The 14,610-nt window shown below is 38.0% G+C and carries 12 protein-coding genes; 1 reads left to right on the forward strand and 11 read right to left on the reverse strand.

Going from position 1 to position 14,610, the window contains the following annotated elements; all coding sequences use genetic code 11:
- Positions 1-30: 30 nt before the first annotated feature.
- The 11 genes from rplT to AC0IWE_RS09605 all read right to left on the reverse strand — a co-directional run bounded on the left by rplT (position 31) and on the right by AC0IWE_RS09605 (position 10,998).
- Complete coding sequence (gene rplT / locus AC0IWE_RS09555) at positions 31-375, reverse strand: 50S ribosomal protein L20 (RefSeq protein ID WP_025144714.1); 345 nt, start codon at positions 373-375, stop codon at positions 31-33.
- Between the two features lie 75 nt (positions 376-450).
- On the reverse strand, positions 451-651 hold the full coding sequence (gene rpmI, locus AC0IWE_RS09560; RefSeq protein WP_029279105.1) for a 50S ribosomal protein L35: 201 nt from the start codon (positions 649-651) through the stop codon (positions 451-453).
- Between the two features lie 29 nt (positions 652-680).
- Positions 681-1,250 carry a translation initiation factor IF-3 gene (gene infC, locus AC0IWE_RS09565; RefSeq protein WP_055911781.1) on the reverse strand — a complete coding sequence of 190 codons (570 nt, stop codon included), beginning with the start codon at positions 1,248-1,250 and terminating at the stop codon, positions 681-683.
- A 17-nt stretch (positions 1,251-1,267) separates the two neighbouring features.
- Positions 1,268-3,193 (reverse strand): threonine--tRNA ligase, encoded by a 1,926-nt coding sequence (gene thrS, locus AC0IWE_RS09570; protein WP_471792900.1) that lies wholly within the window; start codon positions 3,191-3,193, stop codon positions 1,268-1,270.
- A 297-nt stretch (positions 3,194-3,490) separates the two neighbouring features.
- Positions 3,491-4,579, reverse strand: a complete 1,089-nt coding sequence (locus AC0IWE_RS09575; RefSeq protein WP_471792901.1) for an acyltransferase family protein — start codon at positions 4,577-4,579, stop codon at positions 3,491-3,493.
- A 182-nt stretch (positions 4,580-4,761) separates the two neighbouring features.
- A complete protein-coding gene (locus AC0IWE_RS09580) occupies positions 4,762-5,217 on the reverse strand; it encodes a hypothetical protein (RefSeq protein ID WP_471792902.1) in 456 nt (151 codons plus the stop codon).
- A 10-nt stretch (positions 5,218-5,227) separates the two neighbouring features.
- Entirely contained in the window at positions 5,228-5,659 is a 432-nt protein-coding gene (locus AC0IWE_RS09585) for a hypothetical protein (protein ID WP_471792903.1), read from the reverse strand.
- A gap of 1,168 nt (positions 5,660-6,827) precedes the next feature.
- Positions 6,828-7,565 carry a (Fe-S)-binding protein gene (locus AC0IWE_RS09590; protein ID WP_471792904.1) on the reverse strand — a complete coding sequence of 246 codons (738 nt, stop codon included), beginning with the start codon at positions 7,563-7,565 and terminating at the stop codon, positions 6,828-6,830.
- Between the two features lie 24 nt (positions 7,566-7,589).
- Positions 7,590-8,897: an MFS transporter gene (locus tag AC0IWE_RS09595; protein WP_471792905.1), complete on the reverse strand. Its 1,308-nt coding sequence runs from the start codon at positions 8,895-8,897 to the stop codon at positions 7,590-7,592.
- 207 nt (positions 8,898-9,104) lie between these two features.
- Positions 9,105-10,043 (reverse strand): RecQ family zinc-binding domain-containing protein, encoded by a 939-nt coding sequence (locus AC0IWE_RS09600; protein WP_471792906.1) that lies wholly within the window; start codon positions 10,041-10,043, stop codon positions 9,105-9,107.
- Positions 9,970-10,998 carry a RecQ family ATP-dependent DNA helicase gene (locus tag AC0IWE_RS09605; RefSeq protein WP_471792907.1) on the reverse strand — a complete coding sequence of 343 codons (1,029 nt, stop codon included), beginning with the start codon at positions 10,996-10,998 and terminating at the stop codon, positions 9,970-9,972. The genes AC0IWE_RS09600 and AC0IWE_RS09605 overlap by 74 nt, the downstream gene beginning before the upstream one ends.
- Positions 10,999-11,354: 356 nt before the next feature.
- Between AC0IWE_RS09605 and AC0IWE_RS09610 the strand changes: the two genes are divergently transcribed.
- Positions 11,355-14,582, forward strand: a complete 3,228-nt coding sequence (locus AC0IWE_RS09610) for an amidohydrolase family protein (protein ID WP_471792908.1) — start codon at positions 11,355-11,357, stop codon at positions 14,580-14,582.
- Positions 14,583-14,610: the final 28 nt, after the last annotated feature.

Consider the following 14,610-nt stretch of genomic DNA (forward strand, 5'->3'; position numbering starts at 1 on the left):
TAAATATGATTGTCGCCGGAGCGAAAATTTCTATTTTACTGCATCAATTACAGCTTTGAAAGCTTCTGGGTGATTCATTGCTAAATCAGCCAATACTTTACGGTTTAAACCGATTTCTTTTGAAGCTAATTTACCGATCAATTGAGAGTAAGAAATACCGTGCTGACGTGCACCAGCGTTGATACGTTGGATCCATAATCCGCGGAATTCTCTTTTCTTAACTTTACGGTCACGGTATGCATATTGCAAACCTTTTTCTACTGTGTTTTTAGCAACAGTATAAACCTTACTTCTTGCTCCCCAATAGCCTTTGGCTAGATTAAGGATTTTTTTTCTTCTTCTTCTCGAAGCTACTGCGTTTACCGAACGTGGCATGTTGTTGTTGTTTTTTGGCAAGCGGCGTTCCGTTTAACCGGAAACTTAAAGCCTGATACCTGGTGAATTAATAAATTACTTTCCGATACAAAGCATACGTTTAACGTTACCCATATCAGCATCAGATACGATACTTGCTTGACCTAAGGCACGTTTACGTTTAGTACTCATCTTTGTTAAGATGTGACTTTTGTATGCGTTGTTTCTTTTGATTTTACCTGTTCCAGTAAGCGAAAAACGCTTTTTAGCACTGGAATTGGTTTTCATTTTTGGCATAACCTGTTTTTTAATTTATAAACCTATTTTTATTTTTTTGCTACTTTAGGTGCAACTGTAAGGAACATCCTTTTACCCTCTAATTTAGGTAATAACTCTACTTTTCCTACATCTTCCAAAGCCTGGGCAAATTTTAACAATAAAATTTCTCCCTGCTCTTTGTATACAATTGCTCTACCTTTAAAATGCACATAAGCCCTTACCTTCTCACCGTTCTCTAAAAAGCTTATAGCGTGCTTCAATTTAAACTGGAAATCATGATCGTTGGTATTAGGACCAAAACGGATCTCCTTAATTACAGTTTGTTTAGCATTTGATTTAATTTCTTTCTGCTTTTTCTTTTGTTCGTAAACAAATTTACTGTAATCAATAATCCTACAAACCGGTGGTACGGCATTTGGAGAAATCTCTACCAAATCCAATTCCAGTTCATCAGCAAGCGCCAAAGCTTTCGCCAAAGGATAAATCCCCGGTTCAACATTATCGCCAGCTAAACGCACTTCGGGCGATTTTATATACTGATTAATGTTATGCTCTGCTTCTTTTTTCTTAAAAGGCGGACGTGGTCCCCTGTTAAATCCTGGTCTTCCTAATGCCAAATTTGTACTATTTTAATTTAAACTGTTATTTCTTTTCTTAATAAATTGTTGAATTCTTCCAACGTCATTTCGCCTAAATCTCCCTCACCATGTTTACGGACAGAAACTTTTCCTTCTGCCATTTCTTTATCACCGATAATGAGCATGTATGGGATCTTTTTAACTTCCGAATCGCGTATTTTGCGACCGATTTTCTCATCACGAAAGTCAATCAGCCCGCGAATATCGGAATTATTTAGTTCATCTAAAACTTTTTTTGCATATTCTTCATATTTTTCTGAAATAGGAAGTACAATAAACTGTTCCGGACTTAACCATAACGGGAAGTTTCCTGCGCAATGTTCAATTAAAACGGCAATAAATCTTTCCAATGAACCAAAAGGCGCACGGTGGATCATTACCGGTCTGTGTTTCTGGTTATCGCTACCAGTATATTCCAATTCAAAACGCTCTGGCAAGTTATAATCAACCTGAATGGTACCCAACTGCCATTTTCTACCCAAAGCATCTTTCACCATAAAATCAAGCTTAGGACCATAGAATGCAGCTTCGCCATATTCTACAACAGTATTTAAGCCTTTCTCTGCAGCTGCTTCGATAATTGCATTTTCAGATAGTCTCCAGTTCTCATCAGAACCGATATATTTTGCCTTATTCTCTGGATCTCTTAATGAAACCTGTGCAGTATAGTTATCAAAACCTAATGATTTAAATACATAAAGCACTAAATCAATTACTTTTTTAAACTCTTCCTTCACCTGCTCAGGCATACAAAATAAGTGAGCATCATCTTGAGTAAAGCCACGTACACGGGTTAAACCATGTAACTCGCCACTTTGTTCGTAACGGTATACGGTACCAAACTCTGCAAAACGGACCGGAAGATCTTTGTAAGAACGTGGTTTTGTTTTGTAAATCTCACAGTGGTGAGGGCAGTTCATCGGTTTTAAAAAGAACTCCTCTCCTTCTTGTGGGGTTTTAATCGGCTGGAATGAATCTTTACCGTATTTTTCCCAGTGACCAGAAGTTACATATAAATTTTTATGCCCGATGTGTGGGGTTACAACTTGCTCGTAGCCTGCTTTAGCTTGTGCTTTAGTTAAGAAATTAACCAAACGTTCGCGCAGAGCAGTTCCTTTAGGCAACCATAAAGGTAAGCCCATGCCTACTTTTTCTGAGAAGGCAAATAACTCCAACTCTTTTCCCAATTTACGGTGATCGCGTTTTTTAGCTTCCTCGATCATCAAAAGATATTCGGTAAGCTCGCTCGCCTTAGGGAAAGTTACGGCATAAATACGGGTTAACTGTTTTTTGGTTTCATCGCCACGCCAGTACGCGCCAGCCACATTCATCAGTTTTACGGCTTTTACAAAACCTGTATTTGGAATGTGCGGCCCACGGCATAAATCAGTAAACGAACCCTGGGTATAAAAAGTAATTTTACCATCTTCAAGGCCATCAATCAAATCGAGTTTGTACTCATCGCCTTTTTCGGTAAAATATTTTACCGCATCAGCCTTGCTTACACTTTCGCGCACAAAAGTTTCCTTTTGCTTAGCCAGTTCGATCATTTTGGTTTCAATGGCTTTGAAATCGTCCGAAGAAAATTCACGGTCGCCAAAGTCTACATCATAATAAAAACCGGTTTCAATTGCCGGCCCGATACCAAATTTGGTGCCCGGATAAAGTGCCTCTAAAGCCTCAGCCATTAAGTGAGCGGATGAATGCCAAAAAGTTGATTTTCCGGCAGTATCATTCCAGGTCAATAATTTCACTGATGAATCGGATTCGATTGGTCTTGTTGAATCCCAAACTTCGCCATTAACCTCAGCGGCTAATACGTTACGGGCTAAACCCTCAGAAATTGACAATGCAATTTGGTGGGCAGAAGTGCCCTTTTCATACTGACGAACGGAGCCGTCAGGTAAAGTAATGTTAATCATCTACAACTATGATTTAAATTTTAAATAAAAAAGATTTAAAGATCACTTACAATGTGATTTTATTTTGTGCAAATGTATGCATTTTCAGACTAAAAAGCAAGGTGAAGATTCTAAAAACACACTTGAACACGGTAATTATAGATTAACTTGACTTCAAATAATTATTTGCTGACTTGATTATTTCACGCCTGCCTAACAAAATTGTCATAAAAGATTGATTTAGCATTTGACCTAAAAACTTACCCTGAAATAAGTTAAGGGTAACGACTGTAAAGATTGAATACTGGCAAGTACCGGCTATAAAAATTTAGCTTTCAAATATTTACGCAATGGAATATCTACAAACCTCATGATCAGATAAGCTAAAATAATTAAAAGCATTACCGATACAGGAATTACCACCCACAAAGTTGACATAGTTGGTTTAACCACGGCAACATACGTGAGGAATACCCAAACAAACGGATAATGGGTCATGTATAAAGGATAAGATATATCGCCAGATAATTTGCAAAGATTTTTTGATCCATGATTTAATGTTGCCCCGGCACCCAAAGCTACCAACAGTGGAAAATAAAACAGTACAATTATAGGTTCGGTAATCCAGTTGTAAGCATCTCTATAGGGAAATAGAAAGGCCACAAGTAAAAGTACAATCATACCTAAAAAGCCAAGTTTATTTTTAATGATCCAGTTAAATCGGTAAACGAGCATTCCGGCAGAGAATGAATAGAGTACCCTAACGCCTCCATCCCAAAAATTTTGTCCGCCCCAGCCGCCACTCAAATTCGAATTGGGAACTTTTAAAGCTACGTAACAAATGCATGCTGCCCCAACCAAAACGAGTGCAAACAACACTTTTTTATTGAGTTTATACAACAAAAGAATGTAGAAGATGTTCGCAATATATTCCCAAAACAACGACCAGGCAGGCGCATTTAAGCAGAAAAGATTGGTGTACCTTTCGGGCATAACCGGATATGGAATTAAAAATGCGGATGTTAAAAACAGTAATAAAGTTTTTCCAAAGCCATAAACAGGATAAAAATCGCTAAAGGGATCGAATAAAAAAGTGAGCAGACCTAAAATTGAACCAATAACAACAAGTGGATGCAAACGGATTAACCTCAGTTTAAAAAATTGCATAAGCCCAATGTGTGGTGCCCGGGTATCGTAGGCATAGGCAATTACAAAGCCCGATAAACAGAAAAAGAAATCGACCGCAAGGAAACCATGTGAAAGGAAATTTTTATTGTAATCGGTAATGGCGATTTCCATAAAATGGTATATTACTACCACAATTGCGGCTACGCCCCGTAATCCATCTAAAATTTCGAAATGTTGTTTAGTTGCAAGTAAGTTGGTCTTGTTTTCCGTTGCTATCACCTTGGTCAGATTATTGTAAGCCCCAATAATAGTTATTCTTCATTTAGCAGCAAAAACTAAAGCCAAGGATTTCAAAAATGATACAAAAAAGCCCTGAAGGCTTAAAACTTCAGGGCTTACGACACCCATCTTACTAAATGATGTGTTGTGCTATTCTAAGTCGTTAAACTTTATAGAATAAATTAATTTATACCAAAAGATCTGATTTGACCTCCACCACCTGGTCTGTTTTGTCTAAAACGTTTCATCATGTTCTCCATTTTAGCTTTGTATTCTTCAGCAGTAATCAATTTTGCTTTTTTAGGTGCAGTTACATCTTTCGAACTTACGTTTCTATATTCTATACTTTTTGCAATCGAGCTATTGCCTCTACCCTCAATCGCTAATACCGCACCTTCTGTCCACATATTTGGGTTGGGAGAAAAATCGAAGCCCAAATCTTTTGTGTACCAAATTTTGGTTTCTTCCACTACATTTTTATCCATATCCAATATTTTAATTGCCCTGGTAGATCGAACAATGGCCTGGTGACAAGTAAAACCAATAATCTGTTTGGTCGAATCTGTTTTAACCACTTCAATTGTTGGTGCCGGAGCAGGCTTTGCTTTAGTGGTATCATTAGGGTTACCACCACCCATTCTAAACGAGCTAATTGGTCCTGAAGCTTGCCAAAGTTAATTTACTTGGCATATAATAAGTGGTATCGTTAAGATCGAATACTTCCGTAAGTCCTTTATCAGCGAATGTATAATAATACTCACGGTTACCACCGCCACCACCAAAACGCATCATCATACGGCCCATGCCACCACCGCCACCACCTGCACCATTACTATCTTCAGTTTCCTCTACTGGCATATAACTCGCGTTTGTAGCCGTAAATAACAGTTCGAAATTGCTTTTGCTTGATGATGGCATCCTCGCCTTCATCTGATCGGTTAATTGTATACCGCTGGCCGAAGCCATAGCCGCCGGATCGATTGTATTTTCGAATTGAATTGCTCCGGAAGTTTTTTTCTGCGCATTTGCATAACCTGCAATGGACATAACTCCAAGTAAAGCGATGAATATTTTTTTCATTATGATTTTGTTTTCTTGTTAGATACGAAAGCTTTTAAAAGGTTTAACAAAGATATTGTAGATTAAGATTTAAATCATGTTAAATTGTGTTAAAATCATGAATCGAATTATCTAAAAAGGGAAATTAATGATATTAATCCGTTCTCTTAGTTTTGTTCAACAGATTTAAATTTTATTCATATATCCCTCGGTCTGTTTCCCCACAGAACTAAATATTAAGTTAATATAGCCGTTTCTCCCCTGGTCTGTGTCCCCACAGAACGAAATATTAAATTAATATAGCAATCTCTCCCCGGTCTGTGTCCCCACTGAACGAAATATTATGAACCAGTAAAATTATTTGGGCGTTACCCAAGCTACGCAAGGGGCGGGCTTTACAGGGCTGCGCTTCGCTACGGTACCGATGAAAAATCGGTACTGAACCCTTACAATCCCTAACGCGGTATAATTGAAGTAATTAAGTTAGAATGAAATTAAAGATATAAATGCGTTTCATTATTCTTCTTCCCTCGGTCTGTGTCCCCACAGAACGAAATGTTAAATTAATATTGCGATCTCTTCCCGATCTGCGTCCCCACTGACCGAAATATTAAATTAATATAGCAGTCTCTCCCCGGTCTGTGTCCCCACTGAACGAAATATTATGAACCAGTAAAATTATTTGGGCGTTACCCAAGCTACGCAAGGAGCGGGCTTTACAGGGCTGCGCTTCGCTACGGTACCGATGAAAAATCGGTACTGAACCCTTACAATCCCTAACGCGGTATAATTAAAGTAATTAAGTTAGAATGAAATTAAAGGTATTAATGCGCTTCCTTGTTATTCTTTCCTCGGTCTGTGTCCCCACAGACCGAAATGTTAAATTAATATAGTAATCTCTCCCCGGTCTGTAACCACAAAGAACGGTATATAATGAACCTGTAAAATTATTTGGGCGTTACCCAAGGGCTGCGCTACGCTTCGGTACCGATGAAAAATCGGTACTAAATCCTTACAATCCCTAACGCGCTATAATTGAAGTAATTAAGTTAGGATGAAATTAAAGATATTGATGCGTTTCCTTGTTATTCTTTCCTCGGTCTGTGTCCACACAGACCGAAAAAGGAAAAATTTTGCTTGGTGTAATAAAACCTCTAAGTTTTCTAAAAGCACAGAGAAGCCAAAATCACTAATATTCTGTACTCTCCAACCAGCCATTACACAATACATCTGCGATATGCATGGTTTTAATGGCGAGGTTATTTTTTTCGATGTAACCCTGAAGGTGTAAAAGACAAGATAAGTCGGTCGAGATAATATAATCTGCTTGTTGTGCTAAAGCATGGTTAACCTTTTGCTCGGCCATAGCAGATGAAATGGAATCGAATTTTACGGCAAAAGTTCCTCCAAAACCGCAGCACATATCCGTATCTTCCATTTCGATCATTTCCAAGCCGTGCACTTTAGCTAGTAGCTGGCGCGGTTCATCTTTAATTTTGCATTCGCGTAATGCACTGCACGAATCATGATAAACAGCTTTTCCTTCTAATTCAGCACCGAAATAATCTTTTTTGGCCACATTTACCAGGAAATCAGAAAGTTCCCAGATGTTGGATTGCAAACTACGGCATTTATTGTGCACAATAGTATTGGTAAAAAGATCGTTAAAACCACCTTTCACCATTCCTACACACGAAGCTGAAGGTGCCACTACATAGGTGTTTTCTGTAAAATCATTCAAAAATTTTGTACCAACTTCCTTAGCTTCATCCCAATAACCAGCATTATACGCAGGTTGCCCACAACAGGTTTGTTTTGAATTGTATGTAACATTACAGCCCGATTTTTCTAACAGCCTTAAAGTGTTAAAAGCGGTTTCGGGATATAACTGATCTACAAAACAGGGAACAAACAATTCTACTTTCATCAACAAATTCTTTAGTCTGCAAACTTACAATTTTGCGGTTTCATTGCGCTCGATTTTTTTCAGGAATACTAAAACCACCAATCCCACTATAAAAAATGATGCCAAAGCGATGATGGATTGGCGCATATTGTGTGTTAAACCTTCGATAAATGCAAAACTAAACAGGCCAATTACAATTGCCAATTTCTCTGTGGCATCGTAGAAACTAAAAAATGAAGCAGTGTCGGTTGTATTTTCCGGAATATGCTTTGAATAAGTAGAACGTGATAAAGATTGTATACCACCCATAATTAGGCCTACAATGGCGGCCAAGGCGTAAAATTGAGTAGAATTAATTATAAAATAGCCATAAATACAGCAAGCTACCCAAACCAAAACTACGATGATTAAAACATTGATGTTACCCATTTTTTTGGCTAAAAGCGACATCATCCATGCGCCTAAGATTGCCACCAATTGAATGATTAAGATAACGGCAATTAAACTGCCCGATTCCATTTTTAAAACCTTGGCGCCGAAACCCGCAGCGGCAAGCATAATGGTTTGTACACCCATCGAATAGAAAAAGAAGGCAATTAAATATGTTTTTAAAAACTTCATTTGCCTTAATTGATTCCACACTTTTACAAATTCACCGAAACTGCTTTTAATAATTCCCTTGTTTACTGCGCCTGGATTAGGCACATCTTTATGCAACGCCTTAAAAGGAATCTGAGCGAATAAAAACCACCAGATACCAACCAGCAAAAATGATATTTGAGCCGGCAATGATTTATCCGTAATTCCAAATAATTCGGGTTTTAGCACAAAAACAAAACAGATTAACTGCAATATCACGCTACCCACATAGCCGTATGAAAATCCCTGGGCGCTTACTTTATCCTGGTTATCGGTTGAAGCAATTATGGGTAAATAGGCATTGTTAAACATTACACCGCCAACATAGCCCATTGCAGCCAGCACAAAGCAAATAATTCCGGCTTCTAAAGTTTCCAGTTTGAAGAAAAATAAACCCATACAGGCAAAAGATCCTATATAGGTAAACAATTTCATGAAGAATTTCTTTTTGCCTTTTGCATCTGCATAGGAAGATAGTACAGGCAGCAAAACTACCATTAATAAGTAAGCGAAAGCAAGCGCATAATTAGAAAGAACGGTATTAATAAAGGTTTTACCAAAGAAAGTTACTTCATCACCATGCGCCTCTGTTGTAGTAATTGCTACGTAATAAACAGGAAAAATGGTCGAAGTAATTACTAAATTATAGGCAGAATTTGCCCAGTCGAAGAAAGCCCAGGAGCGTATGGTTTTCTTATTATCTTTTTCTATCATTTATTTTCGGTTCTCGGAAGACTATATTGATTGTTTGGGTAACACTGATTAAATAGTTCATCACAAAACTAATATTTTATCGCTAACTTGAGATGCATTTTTCTCACATCTCACATCTCACATCTCACATCTCACATCTCACATCTCACATCTCACATCTCACATCTCACATCTCACATCTCACATCTCACATCTCACATCTCACATCTAAAGATAATACTTCTTCCCGTCTGTTTTAATCTTACCGGAATCTAATAATTCTCTAATGGCATTAATTCTTTCTGTTTCAGCTCCATTTTTAACATTGGTAACCAAATCATCAAGATTTAAAGGTTGCTGTTGCAGTAATGAAACAATTTCGTACTCAATTTCATCTCCTATCTGGTTCTGGTTTTCTGCCCGTTTTTCAGCTAAACAAACATCGCAAACACCACATTTTGTAGCATGATGTTCATCAAAATAGTTAAGCAATTGAACGCTTCTGCATAGATGAGAGGAAGCATACCCAACAACCGCATTAATCTGCTTATGTAAAATTTCCTTTCTTAAATCAAGGTATCTCACATCCAGATCAAAATGATCCATATCTACCCTTGATCTAACATATTGTAACTGCGGCTGATCGGTTTGCTGGATGTAAGTTAGCAATTCGATACTTTGCAACTTATTTAATAACGCGACGATTTCTTTATAGGATAATCCGGTTTTCTTCGCTAAATCGGCCTCGTTAATTTTAACAAAACCATCAAAGGCCCCACCGTGCGAACGCAAAATTGTTTTAATGATACCATCATAAACCTTATTTTCAATTTGGAAACGGTAAATATCTTCATGACTGGCAATAAACATAATCCTTGATGGTAAAAAAACACTTTCAGATAAAGTGATGTAACCATCATGCTCCAAGAATTTTAATGCAGAAATTGTTTTTAAAACACTAATGTTAAATCGTTTGCAAAAATCAGCAATATCAAAGGTAAAAGTCAAATCCTCTCCTGCACCAAATGCAAGCTGAAAATAATTACCAAGATAATGATAAGTTTTTCTGATCTCATCTGGTGAAGGAAAACTATCAAGATACCTTGATTCCAGCCCTAAAAACATCAGCGTTATTGGCCAATAGTACAGCATAACTTCGCTTTTCATCCCTGCCTGCCCTACCTGCCTCCTGGTAATACGCCTCTAAACTTTCGGGTAAATCTAAATGCACTACAAAGCGCACATCAGCTTTATCAATGCCCATTCCAAAGGCATTTGTAGCCACCATTATCCGGGTTTTGTTATTCTTCCAATCCTCTTGTTTTGCGAAACGCACATCACGTTCCAGTCCAGCATGATAAAAATCGGCTTTAATTTGGTTGCGGTTTATAAAATTCGATACTTCTGCGGTTTCCCTACGGTTACGAACATAAACAAGGCCTGTACCTTTAACATTTTGGCAAATATCAATCAGTTTTTTATACTTATCTTCATTACCGAAAACCACATAACTTAAATTATCTCTTGCAAAACTTTTAACAAAAATCTGTGGATCTTTCATTTCCAGTTTTTCTACAATATCCTTTCGTACAAAATCAGTTGCTGTTGCTGTAAGTGCCAAAACCGGAACATTGGGAAGAATTTCTCGCAGTTTAGCAATTTGCTGATAAGGGGGCCGGAAATCATAACCCCATTGCGAGATACAATGTGCTTCATCAACCGCAATTAAATTTACATTCATATACGAAATGCGAACACGCACTAAATCAGCCAGTAAACGCTCGGGTGATAAATAAAGAAATTTAATTTTTCCATAAATGCAATTGTCGAGTAAAATATCGATTTCTCGTTTTCCCATCCCTGCATAAATGGCAATTGCTTCAATACCTTTTGCTTTCAGGTTTTCTACCTGATCTTTCATTAGCGCAATTAAGGGCGAAACAACAATGCAGATTCCTTCTTTAACCAAGGCAGGCACCTGAAAACAGATTGATTTACCACCGCCGGTAGGCAACAATGCCAAACTATCTTTCCCCTCTAAAACCGAAGAAATAATATCTTCTTGTAAGGGTCTGAAAGCATGGTGTCCCCAATATTTTTGTAAAATCTCTATTGCTGTCATAAATCGGCGGTATCAAAACTATACATTTAATCCAAAATCGCCATTTTTTATTGCCATAAATTGAAAAAATCATCTATAAAAGATTATAACTTTGTTAAACAAGACAGTTGCATGTTAGAATTACAGTTTGAAAATCATATTCTCTACGGAGTTGCGTCACCCTGTCCCAATTTCCATCAACAAATAAGGGTCTGAAAGCATGAAAATGCTCAGCACAGCCCGGATTAATAAAAAATAATGCTTTACAAAGATCTTTAGCTAATTATTAAAAGAAGTAAAAAACGCTCACAATATTGAGATAAATACATTTTAACAAAACGACCATACAAATTATTCAAATAACTATCCCTTACATAATGAAACATCTCTATTTTCTATCCGCTCTTTCCCTATTATTTTTGTATTCTACTGCCCAGGAAAAAAAGTGGGACATTGAAAAATACCAGGGAACGACAAAAAATTTCACCCTAAACACAGATGAAGGCACCTGGATGAACCTTGATGTAAGTGCCGACGGACAGGAAATTGTTTTTGATTTATTAGGTGATATTTACGTAATGCCGATTACCGGTGGTGGGGCAAAATTAATTAGTGGCGGTGCGGCCTGGGATGTTCAACCTCGTTTTAGCCCGAATGGAAAATATATTTCTTACACAAGCGATAAAAGCGGTGGAGATAACATCTGGATAATGAACCGCGATGGTTCTGGCAAAAAACAGGTAACTAAAGAAAGTTTCAGGTTATTAAATAATGCTACGTGGATGCCCAATAGCGAATATGTAGTTGCCAGAAAACATTTTACAGCAGGCCGTTCATTAGGGGCCGGCGAAATGTGGATGTACAATATAAACGGCGGTGATGGCGTACAATTAACCAAACGTAAAAACGATCAGCAAGATGCGGGTGAGCCCAATGTTTCGCCAGATGGAAGGTATCTCTATTTTAGTGAAGATGTTAGTCCGGGGCCTAATTTCGAATACAGTAAAGATCCCAATGGTACCATTTATGCTATCCGCCAGCTGGATTTAACCACAGGGAAATTAATTACCCTTATTGATGAACAGGGAGGGGCGTGCAGACCACAGGTTTCTCCGGATGGAAATTTGATTGCATTTGTAAAAAGGGTTAGGTTAAAATCTACATTATATGTACAAAATCTTAAAACAGGTGAAGAATGGCCGATAAATGAAGATTTATCACACGATCAGCAAGAAACATGGGCTATTTTTGGCGTATATCCAAATTTCGCCTGGACACCTGATAGTAAAAGCCTCGTTTTTTATGCAAAAGGTAAAATCAGGAAAACCGAAATCGGCACATTGATCAACAGCACCATTCCTTTTCAGGCAAATACCATTCAAACCATTCAAAAAGCCTTGCATTTTGAGCAGCAGGTTTACAGCAATGAGTTTTCGGCTAAGATGTTAAGGCAGTTAACCACTTCGCCCGATGGAAAAGTTGTTGTTTTTAACGCTGCCGGATTTTTATACAAACAAGAATTACCAGCCGGAACACCAGAAAGGTTAACTAATGGATTGGATTTCGAATTTGAACCTGCTTTTAGTCCTGACGGAAAATACATAGTTTATACCACCTGGAGTGATGAACTGCGTGGAGCAATAAAACGAACCGACCTCAAATCGGGAAAAACCATTACGTTGAGTGATGAAAAAGGCTTTTATTATTCGCCACAATACTCTACCAAAGGCGATAAAATAGTTTTTAGGAAAGGAAGCGGAAACGATGTTTTAGGCTATAATTATGGTCGTGGAACGGGTATTTTTATCATGCCAGCCACCGGTGGTGCCAAAACATTGGTTTTAGATAATGGAATCCGGCCGCAATTTAACAATACCGATACCCGGATTTACTTCCAAAGTTATGCAGATGGCAAAAAAGCTTTAAAAAGTATCGATTTAAATGGTGCAAATGAAAGAACGCATTTTACCTCTCAATATGCCAATCAGTTCATCATCAGTCCGGATAATAAATGGTTAGCATTTAACGAATTGTTTAATGTTTACATTACCCCAATGATCAATATTGGTACTGCACAGGATGCATCTGCAGGAAATAAAGCTATACCAGTTACAAAAGTGACCACCGATGGGGGAACATATATTCAGTGGAGTGCCGACAGTAAAAATTTACACTGGACCTTAGGACCAAAATATTTTACTGTTGATGTAAACAGTGCTTTTAATTTTGATGGCACTACCCCTAAAACTGAAGCTTCGGCTATCGACATCAATCTGGTATTAAAATCCGATATCCCAACAGGTATACTGGCGTTAAAAGGTGCTAGAATCATTTCAATGAAAGGTGATGAGGTGATTGAAAACGGAACTATTGTTACGGATGGAAATAAAATTATGGCAATCGGGAAATCTGATGCCGTAAATGTTCCGGCCAATGCCAAAGTAATTGATGTGAATGGCAAAACCATTATGCCGGGCATTGTAGATGTGCATGCGCATTTACGCACAAGTCCGGATGGAATAACCCCTCAAAACGATTGGAGTTATATGGCAAATTTAGCTTTTGGGGTAACCACTTCACACGATCCATCAAGCAATACAGAAATGGTTTTTAGCCAAAGCGAAATGCTTAAAGCTGGTAGAATGGTTGGACCAAGAGTTTTTTCTACAGGATCAATTTTATATGGTGCAGATGGCGACTTTAAAGTAGTAATTAACAGTTTAGATGATGCTTTAGCCAATTTAAGAAGATTGAAAGCGGTAGGTGCATTTTCAGTAAAATCTTACAACCAACCCCGCAGAGAGCAACGCCAACAAATTTTAGAAGCTGCGCGCCAGTTAAAAATGGAAGTGGTGCCAGAGGGTGGATCTACTTTTTTCACCAATATGAATATGGTTGCCGATGGCCATACCGGAATTGAACACAGCATTCCTGTTTTGCCGGTATATAAAGATGTTACTACGCTTTGGAACAATACTGAAGTTGGCTATACCCCTACTTTAATTGTAGCTTATGGTGGCCAATGGGGCGAAAATTATTGGTACGACAGAACTAATGTTTGGGAAAACGAAAAATTGATGACGTATACTCCGCGTTCCATAATAGATGCAAGGGCCAGGCGCAGAACCACTTCAGAGTATAGCGATTATAACCACATAGACATTGCAAAAGCAACTAAACAAATTGCCGATGGCGGTACAAAAGTTAATTTGGGTGCACATGGGCAGATACAGGGCTTAGGTGCTCATTGGGAGTTGTGGATGCTGGTACAAGGTGGTTTCAGTCCGTTACAAGCCATTAGGGCTGCAACGTTAAATGGAGCAGGTTATTTAGGCATGAGTAAAGAAATTGGCTCACTAGAAGTTGGCAAACTTGCTGATATGGTAATCATGGATGCCAATCCTCTGGATGATATCAGAAATTCGGAGAAAATTAAATTTGTAATGATCAATGGCAGACTTTACGATAGTGCTACGTTAAATGAGGTAGGTACCAGAGAAAAGTTAAGGGGTAAGTTGTGGTTCGAAAATAGCAGAGGAAATGGCTATATTATTCCAAATGGAGAATCAGAAACCTGGACTTTTACTGTGCCACATTGTGATTAATCGATAATTGCAAGAAACCATATCATAA

The organism is Pedobacter sp. AC402, from assembly GCF_979252805.1.

Bases quoted from the DNA above. Each gene is read 5' to 3' on its own strand.
- rplT (WP_025144714.1), bottom strand. From the start codon at position 375: ATGCCACGTTCGGTAAACGCAGTAGCTTCGAGAAGAAGAAGAAAAAAA.
- rpmI (WP_029279105.1), bottom strand. From the start codon at position 651: ATGCCAAAAATGAAAACCAATTCCAGTGCTAAAAAGCGTTTTTCGCTT.
- thrS (WP_471792900.1), bottom strand. From the start codon at position 3,193: ATGATTAACATTACTTTACCTGACGGCTCCGTTCGTCAGTATGAAAAG.
- AC0IWE_RS09580 (WP_471792902.1), bottom strand. From the start codon at position 5,217: ATGGGTGGTGGTAACCCTAATGATACCACTAAAGCAAAGCCTGCTCCG.
- AC0IWE_RS09585 (WP_471792903.1), bottom strand. From the start codon at position 5,659: ATGAAAAAAATATTCATCGCTTTACTTGGAGTTATGTCCATTGCAGGT.
- AC0IWE_RS09590 (WP_471792904.1), bottom strand. From the start codon at position 7,565: ATGAAAGTAGAATTGTTTGTTCCCTGTTTTGTAGATCAGTTATATCCC.
- AC0IWE_RS09595 (WP_471792905.1), bottom strand. From the start codon at position 8,897: ATGATAGAAAAAGATAATAAGAAAACCATACGCTCCTGGGCTTTCTTC.
- AC0IWE_RS09600 (WP_471792906.1), bottom strand. From the start codon at position 10,043: ATGAAAAGCGAAGTTATGCTGTACTATTGGCCAATAACGCTGATGTTT.
- AC0IWE_RS09605 (WP_471792907.1), bottom strand. From the start codon at position 10,998: ATGACAGCAATAGAGATTTTACAAAAATATTGGGGACACCATGCTTTC.
- AC0IWE_RS09610 (WP_471792908.1), top strand. From the start codon at position 11,355: ATGAAACATCTCTATTTTCTATCCGCTCTTTCCCTATTATTTTTGTAT.